This is a genomic window from Sphaerochaeta sp. UBA5836, from assembly GCF_002432845.1.
Taxonomy (GTDB): Bacteria; Spirochaetota; Spirochaetia; order Sphaerochaetales; family Sphaerochaetaceae; genus Sphaerochaeta.
The window spans coordinates 1-16,917 of sequence record NZ_DJGW01000082.1; the positions used below are offsets into that span (position 1 = coordinate 1).

The 16,917-nt window shown below is 53.7% G+C and carries 15 protein-coding genes and 1 pseudogene; 11 read left to right on the top strand and 5 right to left on the bottom strand.

Annotated elements, in window-relative coordinates; all coding sequences use genetic code 11:
- The first annotated feature begins 256 nt into the window (after positions 1–256).
- Both B3F49_RS06930 and rlmN read left to right on the top strand, forming a co-directional pair.
- Positions 257–1,852: an OPT/YSL family transporter gene (locus tag B3F49_RS06930; protein ID WP_293910020.1), complete on the top strand. Its 1,596-nt coding sequence runs from the start codon at positions 257–259 to the stop codon at positions 1,850–1,852.
- A gap of 14 nt (positions 1,853–1,866) precedes the next feature.
- On the top strand, positions 1,867–2,952 hold the full coding sequence (gene rlmN / locus B3F49_RS06935; RefSeq protein ID WP_293910022.1) for a 23S rRNA (adenine(2503)-C(2))-methyltransferase RlmN: 1,086 nt from the start codon (positions 1,867–1,869) through the stop codon (positions 2,950–2,952).
- 123 nt (positions 2,953–3,075) lie between these two features.
- Here rlmN and B3F49_RS06940 read toward each other — a convergent pair whose 3' ends face one another.
- Together B3F49_RS06940 and B3F49_RS06945 are read right to left on the bottom strand one after the other, a co-directional pair.
- Positions 3,076–4,872 carry an alanine--tRNA ligase gene (locus tag B3F49_RS06940; protein ID WP_293892989.1) on the bottom strand — a complete coding sequence of 599 codons (1,797 nt, stop codon included), beginning with the start codon at positions 4,870–4,872 and terminating at the stop codon, positions 3,076–3,078.
- Between the two features lie 50 nt (positions 4,873–4,922).
- A complete protein-coding gene (locus B3F49_RS06945; RefSeq protein WP_293910024.1) occupies positions 4,923–5,861 on the bottom strand; it encodes a DNA-processing protein DprA in 939 nt (312 codons plus the stop codon).
- 115 nt (positions 5,862–5,976) lie between these two features.
- Here B3F49_RS06945 and B3F49_RS06950 point away from each other — a divergent pair, with 115 nt between their 5' ends.
- Positions 5,977–6,564: a DNA-3-methyladenine glycosylase family protein gene (locus B3F49_RS06950; protein ID WP_293910026.1), complete on the top strand. Its 588-nt coding sequence runs from the start codon at positions 5,977–5,979 to the stop codon at positions 6,562–6,564.
- Here B3F49_RS06950 and B3F49_RS06955 read toward each other — a convergent pair.
- The 3 genes from B3F49_RS06955 to B3F49_RS06965 all read right to left on the bottom strand — a co-directional run bounded on the left by B3F49_RS06955 (position 6,561) and on the right by B3F49_RS06965 (position 8,872).
- Positions 6,561–7,748, bottom strand: a complete 1,188-nt coding sequence (locus B3F49_RS06955; RefSeq protein WP_293910028.1) for an MBL fold metallo-hydrolase — start codon at positions 7,746–7,748, stop codon at positions 6,561–6,563. The genes B3F49_RS06950 and B3F49_RS06955 overlap by 4 nt on opposite strands.
- An 81-nt stretch (positions 7,749–7,829) precedes the next feature.
- Positions 7,830–8,513, bottom strand: coding sequence for a Crp/Fnr family transcriptional regulator (locus tag B3F49_RS06960; protein WP_293892977.1), 684 nt, complete (start codon positions 8,511–8,513; stop codon positions 7,830–7,832).
- Positions 8,514–8,521: 8 nt separating this feature from the next.
- Positions 8,522–8,872, bottom strand: coding sequence for a hypothetical protein (locus B3F49_RS06965; protein ID WP_293892974.1), 351 nt, complete (start codon positions 8,870–8,872; stop codon positions 8,522–8,524).
- A 251-nt stretch (positions 8,873–9,123) separates the two neighbouring features.
- On the opposite strand from B3F49_RS06965, the gene B3F49_RS06970 reads away from it, so the two are divergent.
- The 8 genes and pseudogenes from B3F49_RS06970 to B3F49_RS07005 form a co-directional block, all read left to right on the top strand.
- Positions 9,124–9,993: a MurR/RpiR family transcriptional regulator gene (locus B3F49_RS06970; protein ID WP_293910030.1), complete on the top strand. Its 870-nt coding sequence runs from the start codon at positions 9,124–9,126 to the stop codon at positions 9,991–9,993.
- A complete protein-coding gene (locus B3F49_RS06975; RefSeq protein WP_293910032.1) occupies positions 9,990–10,811 on the top strand; it encodes a M55 family metallopeptidase in 822 nt (273 codons plus the stop codon). The genes B3F49_RS06970 and B3F49_RS06975 overlap by 4 nt, the downstream gene beginning before the upstream one ends.
- A gap of 30 nt (positions 10,812–10,841) precedes the next feature.
- The gene (locus tag B3F49_RS06980) at positions 10,842–11,819 is read left to right on the top strand and encodes an ABC transporter permease (protein WP_293910034.1); all 978 of its coding nucleotides are present in this window, start codon (positions 10,842–10,844) and stop codon (positions 11,817–11,819) included.
- Positions 11,816–12,706 (top strand): ABC transporter permease, encoded by an 891-nt coding sequence (locus tag B3F49_RS06985; protein WP_293910036.1) that lies wholly within the window; start codon positions 11,816–11,818, stop codon positions 12,704–12,706. The genes B3F49_RS06980 and B3F49_RS06985 overlap by 4 nt, the downstream gene beginning before the upstream one ends.
- Positions 12,707–12,714: 8 nt before the next feature.
- Entirely contained in the window at positions 12,715–13,704 is a 990-nt protein-coding gene (locus tag B3F49_RS06990; protein ID WP_293910038.1) for an ABC transporter ATP-binding protein, read from the top strand.
- Positions 13,697–14,650 (top strand): ABC transporter ATP-binding protein, encoded by a 954-nt coding sequence (locus B3F49_RS06995; protein WP_293910040.1) that lies wholly within the window; start codon positions 13,697–13,699, stop codon positions 14,648–14,650. The genes B3F49_RS06990 and B3F49_RS06995 overlap by 8 nt, the downstream gene beginning before the upstream one ends.
- Before the next feature lie 48 nt (positions 14,651–14,698).
- Positions 14,699–16,228, top strand: a complete 1,530-nt coding sequence (locus B3F49_RS07000) for an ABC transporter substrate-binding protein (protein WP_293910042.1) — start codon at positions 14,699–14,701, stop codon at positions 16,226–16,228.
- A 129-nt stretch (positions 16,229–16,357) separates the two neighbouring features.
- Positions 16,358–16,917, top strand: a pseudogene (locus tag B3F49_RS07005) (M42 family peptidase); the annotation flags it as partial.

Sequence of the window (16,917 nt, forward strand, 5' to 3'; positions counted from 1 at the left end):
TCAGTGGCAGCGGTTGCAGGAACCAGAACAAGGGCGACCAGAATCAAAGCAAGTAATACTTTCTTCATACACATTCTCCCTTTGTAGGACTCTCTCCTACTTTGTAATGTTTCTTTGAATATACCATATGCTGCACTTCTTGGATAGTTACGCTTCACTGTCAAATTTTCAAAGCGATGAATCAACAACAAATAATCAACCTCTAGCGTTTTTCACCAATCCTCGTTACCATACACTTACGGAGGAAGTGTAAAATATGAATAGACACCTGACAGTACGTGGAGCCATAATCGGCATCGCCGGTCTTTTGGTCATCACCGCAAGTTCCATGTATGTGGCCTTGCGTATGGGAGCCCTCCCATGGCCTACCATTTTTGTCACTGTTGTCAGCATGGCCGCCCTGCGCAAGGCAAAAGGCTCAACGTTGCAGGAGATCAACGTCACCCACACCATCATGAGCAGTGGCGCCATGGTCGCCGGGGGCCTTGCTTTCACCCTTCCAGGCCTGTGGATGCTTGATCCAACTGCCAATTTCTCCATTCCCAGCCTCCTGATACTTACCGTGGTGGGAGCCATACTGGGAACCCTGTTCTCCTCCCTTTTCCGCAAGAAACTCATCGTAGAGGAAGCCTTGCCCTATCCAATGGGCATCGCAAGCTACAACACCCTGCAGGCGGGCACACAAGGCGGAAAGGGTGCCAAAACCCTCTTTGCCTCCATGGGAGGGTCGGTCATATTCACGATCCTGCGTGACGGCTTCGGCAAAATCCCCGCCCTGCTCACCCTCTACGGGGGGAGCTCAATCATCCCTTCCTTCTCCATCTGGGTCTCACCGATGGCTATGGGAATCGGGGCGATCATCGGTCCCCTGTTTGCCTTGTTTTGGTTCGGAGGGGCAATCTTCGGGTATTATCTACTCACCCCGCTCGGCATACAGCAAGGTCTCTTCGCCTCCATGGCCGAAGCCGATGTATTCAGATCCAATCTCGGCATCGGGCTGATGATCGGAACGGGTCTGGGGGTCTTCTTCAAGGCGGTTGCCGGCAAACTGGGTGCACACAAGAAGCTTGAGGAGAAACAAAAAGGACTTCCATCCTCCAGCCGCTTGATCATCGTCCTTATTCTCTTCTTCGCCGTAATCCTGCTTGCCTTGGGAACCGAACTCGGCCTCATCGAGGCTCTGGTCCTGATGGCGGGCATCTACCTGGCAACCTATCTGTCGGGCATGCTTACCGGCCAGACCGGCATCAACCCGATGGAGATCTTCGCAATCCTCGTCCTCTTGGCCATCCAGCTCATTTCCAACCCCTCCTTGCTTGCATCATTCAGCATCGCAGCCATCGTGGCAGTTGCCTGCGGCCTTACCGGGGACGTCATGAATGACCTGAAGAGCGGGTACCTGCTCAAGACAGACCCGAGGCAGCAAATTCTTGGAGAGGGCATCGGAGGGGTCATCGGAGCCATTCTCTCCGTCTTCGTGCTCTTGATCATGAAGTCTGCCTTCGGAGGTTTCGGCACCGCCGAGCTCCCGGCTCCCCAGGCTGCTGCAGTCGCGGCGATGGTTGGCGGCCTTCAGCATATTCCCGCCTTCCTCATCGGCCTTGGAGTCGGGTTGGTCCTGTACTTCACAAAGCTCCCGAGCGCCACCCTCGGACTCGGAGTCTACCTGCCGATCTACATCTCTTCGATCATGGGACTGGGGGCGCTGCTGTCTGTTTTCACGAAGCAGGCGCTATCCAAGAAATATGGCAAGGAGAAACTTGGGGAGCAGACAGGCCTGGTCGCCAGCGGGCTCTTGGGAGGCGAGGGAATAACCGGGGTGGCAATTGCTATTCTTTCAATGTTTAAATAGTTATACTGTCCAGCATGCAACAAAATACCAACCTACCCCTCTCCCTCTACGGGCTTGAGGCACAGACGATCGCTGAGATACTATCACTTCCGAGGAGCTTCTATGCCAAGCAAATCTTCAATTGGCTTGTCAAGGGAGTATATACCTTTGAGGCCATGACCGACCTGCCGAAAGCGGAACGCGAGAGGCTTTCCTCACTGATGAGCAGCGCCTGCTCCTCGACCATTCACACGGCCGAGACCGATGAGAGCGGAGCCACCAAGATGGGTATCCGCCTCCATGACGGCAAGGTGGTTGAATGCGTTTTGCTCATCGACAAGAAGGGCAGGCATACAGCCTGTCTTTCCAGTCAAGTCGGATGCGCCCAAGGCTGCACCTTCTGCAGGACCGGCACCATGGGGCTGCTTCGCAACCTCAGCGCCGAGGAGATCATCGAGCAGTATATCCACCTGCTCTCGGCAAGCAAGCAACCCATCACCCATATCGTATATATGGGAATGGGCGAGCCGCTTGCCAATATAGTACCGGTTACCCGCTCGATTCGTTACTTCCACAATCCCACCACCTTCAATATCAGCCTCAGGCGCATCACCGTCTCGACCTGCGGTGTAGTGCCCGGCATTCTCAAGCTTGCCGAACAGAAACTGCCGGTCAAGCTTGCGGTTTCGCTGGTCAGCGCCGACAACCGGCTTCGCGACCGGATCATGCCGGTCAATAAGACCTGGGACATCATGGCCCTGAAGAAGGCATTGCTGCACTATCAAAGGCTTGGCGGCAAGCGTTTCACCATCGAATACTGCATGCTGGGCAATACGAACACCGATGAAATCAGTGCAAAGAAACTAGCAAGCTATGTAAGAGACTTGGATGTGATCGTCAATCTCATCCCTTGGAACCCTGCCGAGGAGTTGCCTTACCAGACTCCGACAGAAGAAGAGATCGATCATTTCACGCTGCTGCTCGACCGCCTGCACGTCAACTACACCCGCCGTCGGTCACGAGGCAGGCAGATCAACGGAGCATGCGGACAGCTTGCCGTCCCGATCAACAAAGGCCTTGATTTGGATTATGAAAGCATGGTTGATGAGGATGATGAATAAAGCCGGTCAAAGCAAAGTTTGATTGCTTTTTTGTCATCGGCATCCAAGCCCCATCCAAACGAAAACAGGCTGTTCCGAGCAATTCCCCGGGACAGCCTTTGCAATGTATTTGGTGCGCCTCTGTTATTTTTCCAGCACAGCCTTGATCCTTCGCACGCCGGCGGAGGAGGACTGCTCCTTGAGAATCTTGAAACGGCCCATCTGACTGGTGTTCTGCACATGAGGACCGCCGCACACTTCCTTGGAGTAGTCGCCGATTGAATAGACTTTCACCTGCTCGCCGTACTTGCTGTCAAAGAATGCGATGGCTCCCTGCTCCTTGGCCTCTTCGAGCGTCATGGTTTGGCAGGTGACCTCAAGGTTGCGTGCAATGGCCTCATTGACCATGTCCTCAACCTTCTGGATCTCCTCGGTCGTCATCGGAGAGTGATGGGTGAAGTCAAAACGAAGCCGCTCAGCGGTGATGTTCGAGCCCTTCTGTCCGACATGTTCGCCCAAGACGGTGCGCAGCGCCTGATGCAGCATATGGGTGGCGGTATGCAAGGCAGTGGTTTTATCACTGTGGTCGGCAAGGCCGCCCTTGAACTGCTGTTCCGAGCCGCTTCGGCTGATCTCCTGGTGCTTCTCGAAGGCTTCCTTGAACCCCGCCTCGTCCACGGTAAAACCGTGCTCTGCAGCAAGCTCCTTGGTCAATTCAATCGGATACCCATAGGTATCGTACAGCTTGAAGGCGGTACGGCCGCTGATTTGCCGGCTGGTTCCCTTGAGCAGGTTGGGAAGCATTTTCTCAAATTCGCGCTCGCCCTTTGCCAGGGTCTCGGAGAACTTGGCCTCTTCCAGCGCCAGTTCCTTGAGTACGAACTCGCGGTTCTCTACCAGCTCCGGATACGGCTTGCCATACAAGGCAAGTACAATCAATGCGAGCTCTCCGAGGAAAGCCCCTTCGATTCCCAGCTTATTGCCGTGGCGAACCGCCCGCCTGATCAAACGCCTTAAGATATAGCCCTGCCCCACATTCGACGGGGCCATGCCGCGCTGGTCGCCGAGGATGAACACACTGGTACGGACATGGTCGGCAAGAATGCGGATGGAAACATCGTTCTCCTCGTCATCACCGTAGCGCTTTTGGGAAAGGCGCTCAATGCCTTCGATGATCGGGGTGAAGACTTCCGTTTCATAGACCGACTTCTTGCCCTGCAAAATGGCGATCGTGCGTTCGATGCCCATCCCGGTATCGACACATTTGCGGCTCATCTCCACATAGGTTCCATCGCTGTTCTTCTTGTACCCCATGAAGACGTCGTTCCAGATTTCGAAGTACTTGCCGCACGAACATCCCGGGCGACAGTCAGGACCACAGGAAGGACGGCCGGTGTCGATGAACATCTCACTGTCAGGACCGCAAGGGCCGGTCTCCCCGGCAGGCCCCCACCAGTTGTCCTCACGGGGAAGGAAGTAGATGCGTTCGCGCGGAATACCGAAACTCTCCCAAGTCCGGGCGGCCTCCTCGTCGCGGCTTACCAGCTCATCACCGGCGAAAACGGTAACCGAGAGCTGGGAAACATCGAGGTCCAGCCACTTGGTGAGGAACTCAAAGCTGTAGGCGATGGCCTCTTTCTTGAAGTAATCGCCCAAGGACCAGTTGCCGAGCATCTCAAAGAAGGTGAGATGGTGAGGATCACCGACCGCCTCGATGTCTCCGGTGCGGATGCACTTCTGATAGTTGGTGAGCCTTTTGCCGCTGGGATGATCGCTGCCCAGGATATAAGGTACCAGTGGATGCATGCCTGCAGTGGTGAAAAGCACCGTAGGATCGTTCTCGGGAATCAGGGAAGCCCCACTGATCTGCACATGGTCTTTAGACACAAAAAAGTCAATGAATTTTTGCCGTAATTCGTTGGCGGTCAGTTGTTTTTTCATAATATGCAGATAGTAGTCTCGTCGGCAATCGTCTGTCAAGGAGACACTGCTCAGAAGAGGTTGAGTTGGACCGCCTTTTGTTTGGGTTTGCCGACCCCTTCGCGCGTCTTCTTGGCTTGGTTGAGCAACCTGGGCAGGTCCTGGCTTTTCTTGATTACGAAGACCCTGCTCTGGTTGGCGAATTGCCGAGGCCACAGGATGCTGTGGTTGTCCACGCTGCTTTGGTAGATGAAAAGGTACTTCTTCTGCTCCAAGGCAAAAGCAGCCTGCCGTACAGCCCCACCCCCGTCGCGGTCCTCGACCACCACCGAAGCATCGCTGAGAGCACTCATCAGGCGATTGCGAAGCAGGAAATGCCACTTCTGTGTCACCGTTGCCGGTGAAAAGCGACTTACCACCGCCCCGACTTTTGCAATCTCCAACTGCAAATCGCGATGCTCGGGAGGATAGAAGGCATTGATCGGGGTACCGATGACCGCAATGGTCGGCCCCCCTGCCGCCAAGGCGGCCTTATGCGCCACACCGTCAATTCCCAAGGCCAGACCGCTGGCTACCGCATACCCGGCTTTTATCAGTGATTTCGCAGTGGCCAGAGCCAGCTGCTTTCCTTCCAGGGAGGGGGAGCGGGTGCCGATCACCGAAACCGAGCTCTGGCTGAGCAGGCTCTCATTGCCTTGTACATAGAGAAACCTCGGCCGAAATGCAAAAGAATCAACCTGCTTGGGCCAATGGGGACTGTCCCAGCCCAGAATGTGAACCGAGCTGTCCATTGCCTCAAAAACCGGCCGAATATCGTAGTACGCATTGCTGATGGCCGAGGCCTCGACACCCAGCAGCTCTGCGTAGGTTTGGGTGTGCAGCACCAGGCTCTCGTTGATGATCGAGTATTCCACCGCCTTCTCGAAGGCATGTGCAGCCTTTGCCTCGGCTCCATTGGCGGCCTTGAGCAAGGTTTCATAGTGCAAGGCTTGAAGCTGTATGCTGTCCATACCCCATGGTATCACAAGCATCAAGGAAAGAGCAATCAAAGCAAAAAGAGAGAAACGTGCCGTAGGCACTTCCCACCAGGGTTGTTTCCTGGAACGAATGCGCTATACTCGGCTTATGCAGCAGTACGCCATCGATCAAATCAGGCAGGCAGATCCAATACTCGACCGAGTAATTGAAAAAGTCGGGGTGTTGGACTATGAAGTCGAACAGGACGGCTTTGCCTTCTTGGTACAAGTCATCATCGGCCAGATGCTCAGTGCAAAGGCAGCCGACACCATCCATGCCCGCCTTGTCGCTGCAGTCGGAGGCAGAATAGACCCTATCATCATAGCGAGCATTGATGAGGAGGTCCTGCGTGGATTCGGCATCGCACGCAGAAAGGCCCAAACCATACGAGCCCTTGCAACGCTGGTCGACCAAGACCCATCGGTACTGAAGAATCTGGCAGACCTTGACGACCGTCAGTGTCTGGCAAGCCTATGCCAATACAAAGGCATCGGGCCGTGGACGGCAAAAATGTACCTTATTTTCGTACTGGACCGAATGGATGTCCTGCCGATCGAAGACGGAGCATTTCTGCAAGCCTACCGCTTTCTCTATGGTAATGAGGACATGGAAAGAAGGGCCTCCCTTTGGAAGCCCTATCGTTCACTTGCTGCGCGGTATCTCTACCGCTTTCTTGATCTCGGGTACTGTCGCTAAGCCAACAATGCCTTGGCGAGCTCCTGCATTCCCTCCAAATCTTTCTCGGTCGGATTCCAGTTTACCTTGACCTCGGCATCCACCACGGCAAATCCTGCTTTCTTCAGCTCCTCACGCAGCACTGCATTTCCCTCACCGCTCCAGCCGTAACAGCCGTACACTCCTGCCTTCTTGTTCTTGAACTGCAGTTCGGTAAGGAAATGGAGCCAGCCGCCGACCGAGGAGAGGATCGATTTGCCTGTAGTCGGAGAACCTACTGCGATCGCCTTTGATTTGAATACCTGGGTCATGATGTCGTTCTTGTCAGTCTGGCTGATATTGAAAACCTTGACCCTGGTTTCGGGACTTAGGGCCTGGATGGATGTTGCCAGGGCATGGGAGAGCTGTTTCGTCCCATCCCACATCGTGTCGTAGACGATGGTGATCTGGTCCTCCTGATAGGCATCCGCCCAAGCAGCATACTTCTCAACTATCTGCAGGGGATTGTCACGCCAAATGGCTCCATGACTGGGGGCGATGATGTCGATGGGAAGATTCAGCTTCACAATCTCTTCAATCTTGCGCTTCACCAGTGATGAGAACGGAGTGAGGATGTTCGCATAATACTTGATCGCCTCCTCTGCAAGCAGACACTGGTCGGCCTTGTCATTAAAGAGCTCTTCAATCCCGTAGTGTTGGCCGAATGCATCGTTGGAGAACAGAATGTTGTCACCGGTAAGGTACGTTGCCATGCTGTCAGGCCAATGAAGCATGCGCATCTCCACGAAGACCAGCTGCTTGCCATTGCCGACATCAACAGAATCGCCGGTCTTGACGACCTTGAAATTCCACTTTGGATGGTGATACTGGCCGACCAGGGACTTTACCGCATTTGCTGTGCAATAGATCGGGGTGTCGGGGATTTTTTCCATCAGGTACGGTAGTGCTCCGCTGTGGTCGACCTCCCCGTGGTTGACGACAATGAAGTCGATGTCCTCGAGCCTGATTTCCTTCTCCAGATTGTCCCGGAACTCTTTCTCGTACGGCTTCCAGATTGTATCGATGAGGACGGTTTTCTCCTCCTCGATCAGATAGGCGTTCTGACTCGAACCATGATTGATCGAGTAGTCGTCGCCATGGAAGGTCTTGAGTTCCCAATCAATCCTTCCAACCCAGGAGACATTGTTCTTGATAGCCCGTTTCATGCTTCCACTCCTTTTCATAGGGAAATATACACCGTCTGCAGTCGGGCAACTATGATTTGAATCAATAATCAGGAGGAAAATTCAAAAAGCCAGCTCTTTCAACATCGCTGGATCGACAATAGTGATCTTCTTCTTCCCGACAATGCGTATCACATCCTGCTCCTGCAGGATTGCAAGCTTGCGATTCACGGTCTCCTTGGTCAGGTGGATGGCATTGCCGATGTCCTCCTGCGAGAGCATGAGGTCCAGGCTCGCACTGCGTTGCGAGCGCTGGTGCAGGTACATGCACAAGCGTTTGCTCACATCCTTGGTGGAAAGCATCTCCAGCTGTTGTCGATATTGGTCCAGCTTGGTGTTCAAGTACGTCATGACCTTCAGCGAGATGGATGGGTCGGCCAGCATCAGTTGCTTGAGCGCTTCTCCCTGAATCATGCAAATCCCGCTGTCCTGCTCTGCAATTGCGCTCTCCTGCACGGTCCCGGGGGCAAACAGGCCGTCCGAACCATAGAAATCGCCGGGAAAGAGGGTGTCCAGCAGCAGTTCCCTGCCGTCGACCGAGTATCGCACCAGCTTTACAGACCCTGAACGCACAATGTAGAGGTTTTCCGATGCATCACCCTCGCGGAACAACACCTCATTGGCCTCGAGCTCCCGCTGGAGGATGAGTTTCTGCACCCGATTGATCTCAGCCGGATTGAGATGCTGAAAAATGGGGACATTGAGCAAACAGGGTGATTTGCCGTCGTCACATACACTGCACTGCATATTCGCCATCAATCGTCTTCGTACAGCTCGTTGACCAGAGCCCATGCATCCCCGTCCCCCGTTCTCAATCCGCACAGTAGCTTATATTGATTGAGCAAGGTCAGCAGGTGCTTTTCCTTTACCTCCTGAGGGCTGGAAAGCGCGACAACAGCTTTCAATTCCTCACTATCATCCTCAAGCATTTGCACCCGCGCATACTCCTTGAGCATGTCCTCTTTTGTAAACTTGAAGAAGTCATGTACAGAAAGAAGCAGGGTCGGCATATACTGCCTGCGCACCAAAGCCTCGGCGGTGAGATTGATCTGCTCTTGGGTTGCATCAGCTTCGAGTGCCTCATAGGCTGCTTTCAAATCATCCATTCACGTTCCTCCTTTCTCTATGATACTCAAGGTAGACAGAAAAAGCAAAATGAATAAGCTTTGTCAAAATATGCAGTTTTTCTGAGATATTTTTGATTCTTCAAATAATTATACAGTTACCCAGTAATAGGTTACGTCAAAGTTGATAAAAAGTTAAAATAATTGATGCATAGTTCTGTAATATTTGTTAATATCTAGGTAGTGGTTTGCAATTTTTATTACATACCAGCTTATCCGACGGGGAGGGGCTTATGATCAGAGAGAGGATTCGGGAAAACCTTGGCAGCATGTCTCCGTCCTTTCAGGAGATCGGACGATGGCTTTTGGACAACTACGATGCAATCGGCTTCTCCTCGGTCCACGACCTGAGCAAGACCATCGGAGTCAGTAACGCCTCCTTGGTGCGGTACACACAGGCTCTTGGCTTCAAAGGGTACAAGCAGTTCAGGGAAGCGGTTCAGGAAGAGGTGAAAACAAAACTTCATCCGGGTACGGAAGTAACCCTCAATGAACTTGACTTGCTTCCGGTCAAGAAGCAGTTGCAGAGGCTTGCAGAGAATGAAATCAACAATTTGAGCAAAACCCTGAAGGACATCAATGTGCAATCGCTGCTTCAGATGGTCGAAGGCGTTTTTGCCGCCAACCGTATTTTCATCAGCGGTTTCGGGGTCAGCAAGAACATCATGCAGATTTTCGAGTATGCCCTGACCTGCCTCCATATCAAGGATGTACACGGCATTACCGGCTCCATCAGTGACTACAGCCCGAAGCTGCATACCATCAAAGAGAACGACAGCCTGTTCATCCTGACCATGCCGCCCTACTCCCCTGAGGCAATCCATGTGGCAAGTGTAGCGCAGAAGCAGGGTGCACAGGTCTTCCTCTTCACCGACTCGGCGAACTGCCCAATTTATCCCAATGCTAAAGCAGTGGTCCGATGTGCCAACAACTCACTGCTGTTGACCAACTCGTACGTAGGCATGGTTGCCGTAATCCAAGTATTCATCAACATGCTTCTGCTCTCAAGCAAAGGTACGCTCATCTCCCATATGAAGGAAATATACCATACAGAGCAAGAGGGCTACTCATTCTTGAAAACCCAAAAGGAAGGATTGCTGTGAAGATATTCATTTCAACCGATATGGAAGGAATCGAGGGCATCTCCTCCTGGAATGAGATGACCACCAAGGAGGCATGGTGTGCAAACCTGTTGAAACAGGAACTGACCTATGTGATCTCAACGCTGTTGGAGCATGCCGATATCGAGGAAATATGCATCTGCGATTCACACAGCCGGGGCGAGAATCTTCTGTATGGTTCCTTCGGGGATGAGCGGATCACCCATGTGAAAGGTTATCCGCGCCACAACTATATGATGGAAGGCCTGGATGAAAGCTTCGATGCAGTGTTCCTGCTCGGCTACCATGCAAGCATAGGCTCTCTCAACGGCGGCATGGATCACTCCTACAGCTCCTCGTGCATCTATCGGGTGCGCCTCAACGGCAAGGAGGTAGGGGAAGTGGAGATCAATGCCTACTATGCCGGCCTGTTCAATGTTCCCATAGCCCTCATCAGCGGTGATGACATCCTTGAATCTCAGATGAGGGATTTTCTCAAGGTCCCCTATGTTCGGACCAAGGAAGGGATGGGACGCTATGCTGCCAAGATGTACAGCCCAGAACGGGTGCAGAAAGCCTTTGAGAAAGAGGTGCATGCCTTCCTCAAGCAGAAAAGCTTCGAGGTGAAGCGGCTGGAAGGCGAGGTGGTGTTGGAAGTGGACCTGGCGACGACGGTCATCGCCGATGCGGTGGCTATAGTGCCGGGCATCAAGCGCCTCGACGGCAGGACCGTGCAATACACCAGCAGCAACTATAGAGATGTTTTTCACATGATCCTGACCATTGCCATGCTTGGTGGCAAATTCGCCCAGTATACGTAAGTCGAACCTGCACGTGAGAGAGGAAGAGGTATGGGGAAATACATAGTACGACGTTTGCTCATGATGATACCGGTGCTCCTCGGAGTCACCTTCATAGTATTCTTCATCATGTCCCTGACGCCCGGCGATCCAGCCGCCATTATTCTTGGCGACCAGGCAAGCGCCGAATCACTGGCCCAGAAACGCATCGAGCTGGGTTTGGATAAACCCTTGCTGGTACGGTATGCAAGCTACATGGGAAACCTCTTCCGCGGGGATTTGGGGCTCAGTTACCGCAATCAGCTCTCGGTGGCCGAGCAGGTATGGGACAAGTTTCCCAATACCGCCATCCTGGCAATCGCAGGCATCCTCGTGGCTCTCCTGATCGGCATTCCCGTCGGGATCCTGTCTGCAAAGAAGCAGTACACGTTCATGGACAACTCCTCGATGGTCCTCTCCCTGATAGGTGTTTCCATGCCGAACTTTTGGTTGGGCCTGTTGCTCTCCCTCCTGTTCGCCCTCAAGCTCGGTTGGCTGCCTTCACAAGGCATGGGTAGCGGCTTTTTCGGCTTGCTCCGATCCTTGGTTCTGCCCGCCCTCACCTTGGGTACCGGTGTTGCGGCAACCGTAGTGCGCATGACCCGCTCTTCCATGCTGGAAGTCATCCGTCAGGACTATATCTCCACCGCACGAGCAAAAGGAATCACCGAGAAACAGGTGACAAACAAGCACATGCTCAAGAACGCCCTGATTCCCATCGTCACTGCAGTCGGTCTGCAGTTCGGCCACCTTCTTGGTGGTGCAATGCTCACCGAAACAATCTTCTCCTGGCCCGGACTGGGGCGGTTGATGGTCGATTCCATCACGAGCAAGGATATTCCCATGGTGCTGGGAGCCGTAATTTTCATGGCGGTCATGTTCAGTTTCGTCAATCTTTTGGTCGACATCCTCTATGCATTCCTCGACCCGCGCATCAAAAGCCAATACAAGGGCAAGAAAGCAGCTGCCAAAAAGGAGGTCTCCGCATGAAGACAGCGGATGCCAAAAAACAACGCACACTCTCGGCGGAGACCTGGAGACGTTTCAAGAAAAACAAGCTTGCCCTTTCCGGCATGATTGTCCTGCTCGCCTTGGTTCTGATCGCCCTCTCCACCATAGTCATCGACTTGGTGACGGACAATGCCATCTACAACAACAAGGTGATCAAGCAAAACCTCCGTCTCAGGCTGCAAGGTCCGAGCAAGGACCATATCTTCGGTCTTGATGAGTTCGGCCGTGACATATTCATGCGGATGATCTGGGCGGTGCGGTACTCACTGTTCATGGGAACCATTGCAATCGCACTTTCAACGACTGTCGGTGTCATTCTCGGTTCGATTGCCGGATACTACGGCAAGGTTACCGACAACATCATCATGCGTTTCATGGATGTACTGCTCGCCATTCCTTCCATGTTGCTGGCTACGGCGATTGTTGCCGCCTTGGGCACCAGCCTGACCAACGTCCTGATCGCAATCGCCATCAGTTATGTACCGACCTTCGCCCGAACGGTGCGCGCTTCGGTGCTTACCATCAAGGATCAGGAGTTCATCGAGGCAGCCCGTGCCATAGGCGCCAGTGATTTGCGCATCATCTTCAAATATATCCTTCCCAACTCAATGGCTCCGCTCATTGTCCAGGCCACCTTGGGAGTCGCCGGTGCAATCCTGTCCATTGCCGGCCTCTCCTTCCTTGGATTGGGCATCCAGCCGCCGACACCCGAGTGGGGATCGATGCTCTCCTCCGCAAGGTCGTACATCCGGGAGGGTTGGCACATCACCGTCATTCCCGGTTTGGGAATCATGATCACCATCCTCGCGCTCAATGTGATGGGTGATGGACTGAGGGATGCACTCGATCCCCGCTTGAAGAATTAGGAGGGAGCATGAGTACTGTCGACGAACTGATACGCATAGAAAACCTTACCGTCCACTATGAAACCGATGATGCGGTGGTTCATGCACTGAACGACATCTCCCTTTCCATGAAAAAAGGGGAGACGCTGGGTCTGGTGGGAGAAACCGGGGCAGGAAAGACAACCCTTGCCCGGAGCATCCTGCGCCTGGTCCCGTCCCCTCCGGGTATCATCAAATCCGGAAGGATTTTCTTCGAAGGCAAGGACATGCTCACATTGAGCGAAGCACAGATGCGCTCCATCCGCGGCAACAGCATTTCCATGATCTTTCAGGATCCCATGACCAGTCTCAATCCTGTTATGAGCGTCGGGGACCAGATCATGGAAGTGGTGGAAGCCCACAACAAGGCTCTGGGCAAGGAGGAGATGGAAAAGCAGGCGCTCTCCATGCTGGAGATGGTTGGCATTCCCGCATCGCGCAGCCATGAGTATCCCCATCAGTTCTCTGGGGGAATGAAGCAGCGGGTCATCATCGCCATTGCGCTGGCATGCAATCCCATTCTGCTTATTGCCGACGAGCCTACCACAGCCTTGGATGTAACCATCCAGGCCCAGGTGCTCGATATGATCACCGCCTTGAAGAATCGGCTCAACACCGCCATGCTGCTCATCACCCATGACCTTGGGGTGGTGGCACAGAACTGCGACCGTGTTGCAATCATGTATGCAGGCCAGATTATTGAGCTGGGTACGCTGAGCGATATATTCAAACGGCCCACCCACCCCTACACCAAAGGGCTGCTTGGGTCCATCCCTTCCCTGAACAAGGAAGTGAAACGGCTCAGCCCCATCAAGGGCATGATGCCCGACCCGACCGACCTGCCGCCGGGATGTAAGTTTGCACCCCGCTGCCAGTACGCGAGTGAAGTATGCAAACAGGACGTCCCGCCATCCTATCAAGTCAGTACAACCCACCAGGTGCGCTGCATTCTTGCAAGGGAGGAGGTACACAATGGCTGAGCCCTTGCTCAAGGTGGAACACCTCAAGAAATACTTTCACACCAATCAGGGAACGCTGCATGCTGTGGACGATGTCTCCTTCACCCTGAACAAGGGCGAGACGCTGGGTGTCGTCGGGGAGTCGGGCTGCGGCAAGACAACGCTTGGCAGAACAATATTGCGCCTGCATGAACCGACCGACGGCAAGGTGTTTTTCGAAGGACGGGAGATAACCTCCATGGGAAAACAAGAGGTGAAGGCCATCAGACGCGATATGCAGATCATTTTCCAGGACCCTTTTGCTTCGCTCAATCCACGGATGACCATCAGCGAGACCATTGGCGAAAGCCTGCTCATCCAAAAGATCTATACGCGCAAACAAGGAGCGCAACTGAGAAAACGTGTCTTGGAGTTGATGGATTTCGTCGGCTTGTCTCCCCGGTTGGTCAACAGCTATCCGCATGAACTCGATGGGGGAAGAAGGCAGCGCATCGGCATTGCCCGCACCCTCGCCCTCGATCCAAAGTTCATAGTCTGCGATGAACCGGTTTCAGCCCTGGACGTCTCCATCCAGGCTCAGATTTTGAATCTCATGCAGGATCTCCAGGATGAATTCGGCTTGACCTACCTCTTCATCACCCACGACCTCTCGGTGGTCAAGCACCTCTCCAATACCATAGTCGTCATGTACCTGGGGCAGATTGTGGAGCACGCTCCTTCATCGCTGCTCTTTGAGAAACCTCTGCATCCCTACACCCAAGCCCTGCTGTCCGCCATTCCTGTTCCCGACCCCGATTATGCGGTCAACCGTGTGCTGCTCCAGGGAGAGTTGACCAGTCCTGTCGATCCCGTTCCAGGTTGCCGGTTTGCCAAACGCTGTCCGTATGTCTCTGATGCTTGCAGGAAGGCCGATATTCCGCTGAAGGAAGTACAGCCTGGCCACTTCGTTGCCTGTACCTTGGTGTAACTCATTGCCCCTGCCAAAGGGTCAATGAAAGAAATAGGAGAAAAGACCATGAAAAAGATGCTGACCGTGCTACTCGTTTTGCTCTGCAGCGCAGCCCTCTTCGCGGGCGGGTCCGCAGAATCGTCCAAAACAGCCGCAACAGGCTACAAGGATACGATTACTGTTGGACAAGGTGCGGATGTCACCTCATTCGATCCCCACATCGGCAAGGAGACACCCGCTGTCGCAGTCACCAACCACATCTTTGACACACTCGTGGACACCGACCCGGTAACCGGCGAGGTTGTCCCCCAGATTGCTGAGAAGTGGGAGGTAGTCTCCCCTACTTCGTATCGGTTCTTTATCCGCAAGGGCCTGACGTTCCATAATGGTGAAGCCTTGGATGCCGATGACGTAAAATTCTCCCTCGACCGTGCAATTGCAAGCGGATCGGTTTCCTACATCGTCGACTTCATCAAGGAAGTCAAGATCGAGGACCAGTACACCGTCCTTGTCACCACCAAGGCCCCGTACGGCCCGACGCTGCGCAACCTTGCGGTTCCCTTCGCCGCCATTGTTCCCAAGGACTATGTCTCTGCAAACCAGGACATCCTGAAGACCAAGCCTGTCGGATCCGGCCCCTACAAGTTCGTTTCCTGGACCCAGAACGACAATACCAAGCTAGAGGCGTTCGACCAGTACTACAAGGGCGCCCCCCAGACAAAAAATTTGATCATCAAGGTCATTCCTGAAGCTTCACAGAGAACCATCGCACTGGAGACCGGTGAGCTGGATATCGTCTATGACGTTCTGGTTTCCGATATGAAGCGGGTCAGGGAGAACAAGAACCTCATTTTGTTGGAAGCTCCGTCGTTGACTTGTTTCTACATCTCCTTCAACATGCGCAAGCCCCCGTTCAACAACCAGCTGGTCCGTCAGGCGATCAACATGGCCATCGATCGCCAGTTGCTGGTTGACACCGTCAACAGCGGCACCGGTGCTCCAGCCGATGAGATTATCGCCCCTGCTGTGTACGGCTACTACTCCACCGGTGTATGGGAGTACAACCCCGCCAAGGCAAAGCAGCTGCTCGCCCAGGCCGGCTATCCCAACGGCTTTAGTACAACGCTGTGGGTGAACAACAACCAGAGTCGTGTTGAGATGTGTCAGGCCATTCAGGAAATGCTCAGGGAAATCGGCATCACCGTGAAGGTTGAGGTAATGGAGTTCGGTACCTTCATCAGCCGCACCACCGCAGGTGAGCATGACATGGGGTATTTCGGTTGGGTCACTTCCACCAAGGATGCCGACTACACCTATTACTCCTTGCAGCACAGCTCGCAACAGGGAGCTCCCGGCAACCGTTCCTTCATTGCAGATCCCGAGGTTGACCGTCTGGTCATGCTGGGCCGCACCAGCGCCGACCCCAAGGTTCGTGATGCAGCCTACAAGGATCTGGCCATCAAATTGAAGGAAGTCGCAAACAACGCTCCGATCATTTACACCGCAATCACCGCCGGTGCAAACAAGAAAGTCGAAGGCTTCGTCCTCGACCCGATCGGATATCACAGGTTGGAGACCGTCAAGGTTTCCAAATAACAGGTTATAGGTTCCAGGCAGAAGCTATTGCAGGCGGACATACGTTCATTACTGCACATCATCAGGTCTCTTGTGATGCTTCTGTCTGGTTTTAATGTAGAATTCTTTCCATCCTAAAGGACAAAGTCCATGAATACGCAAGACCTCATTCAAAGCATACAGCGCATCAGCGATGCCAACGGCATCAGCGGATTCGAAGATGAAGTGCTTACCGTCATCCGAGAAGAAGGCAATGGCCTGGGAACCTTCGAGGAAGACCGGATGCGCAACCTCTACCTCTACCGACATGAAAACAAAAGCGGAAGGCCCATCGTTCAGCTGAATGCCCATACCGATGAGGTCGGTTTCATGGTCAAGGCGATCAGGCCCGACGGGATGATTGAGTTCATCACCATCGGTGGTTGGATCGTGACAAATGTCCCCGCCCACCTGGTACGCATCCGCAACAAGGATGGGCTCTACATCCCTGCAGTAGTGGCAAGCAAGCCGCCGCACTTCATGAGTGAGGCAGAGAAAAAGGCTCCTCTTGAGATTACAAACCTAGTACTCGATGTAGGGGCCGGCAGCAGTGAAGAGGTCATCAACGACTACCGGATCGGCATAGCCGCCCCGGTAGTCCCCGATGTCAGTTGCACCTACGATGAGAAACACGGCCTGTTCATCGGCAAGGCGTTCGACTGCCGAATCGG

Coding starts and splice junctions, on each gene's coding strand:
- B3F49_RS06930 (WP_293910020.1), top strand. CDS start 257: ATGAATAGACACCTGACAGTACGTGGAGCCATAATCGGCATCGCCGGT.
- rlmN (WP_293910022.1), top strand. CDS start 1,867: ATGCAACAAAATACCAACCTACCCCTCTCCCTCTACGGGCTTGAGGCA.
- B3F49_RS06940 (WP_293892989.1), bottom strand. CDS start 4,872: ATGAAAAAACAACTGACCGCCAACGAATTACGGCAAAAATTCATTGAC.
- B3F49_RS06945 (WP_293910024.1), bottom strand. CDS start 5,861: ATGGACAGCATACAGCTTCAAGCCTTGCACTATGAAACCTTGCTCAAG.
- B3F49_RS06950 (WP_293910026.1), top strand. CDS start 5,977: ATGCAGCAGTACGCCATCGATCAAATCAGGCAGGCAGATCCAATACTC.
- B3F49_RS06955 (WP_293910028.1), bottom strand. CDS start 7,748: ATGAAACGGGCTATCAAGAACAATGTCTCCTGGGTTGGAAGGATTGAT.
- B3F49_RS06960 (WP_293892977.1), bottom strand. CDS start 8,513: ATGCAGTGCAGTGTATGTGACGACGGCAAATCACCCTGTTTGCTCAAT.
- B3F49_RS06965 (WP_293892974.1), bottom strand. CDS start 8,872: ATGGATGATTTGAAAGCAGCCTATGAGGCACTCGAAGCTGATGCAACC.
- B3F49_RS06970 (WP_293910030.1), top strand. CDS start 9,124: ATGATCAGAGAGAGGATTCGGGAAAACCTTGGCAGCATGTCTCCGTCC.
- B3F49_RS06980 (WP_293910034.1), top strand. CDS start 10,842: ATGGGGAAATACATAGTACGACGTTTGCTCATGATGATACCGGTGCTC.
- B3F49_RS06985 (WP_293910036.1), top strand. CDS start 11,816: ATGAAGACAGCGGATGCCAAAAAACAACGCACACTCTCGGCGGAGACC.
- B3F49_RS06990 (WP_293910038.1), top strand. CDS start 12,715: ATGAGTACTGTCGACGAACTGATACGCATAGAAAACCTTACCGTCCAC.
- B3F49_RS06995 (WP_293910040.1), top strand. CDS start 13,697: ATGGCTGAGCCCTTGCTCAAGGTGGAACACCTCAAGAAATACTTTCAC.
- B3F49_RS07000 (WP_293910042.1), top strand. CDS start 14,699: ATGAAAAAGATGCTGACCGTGCTACTCGTTTTGCTCTGCAGCGCAGCC.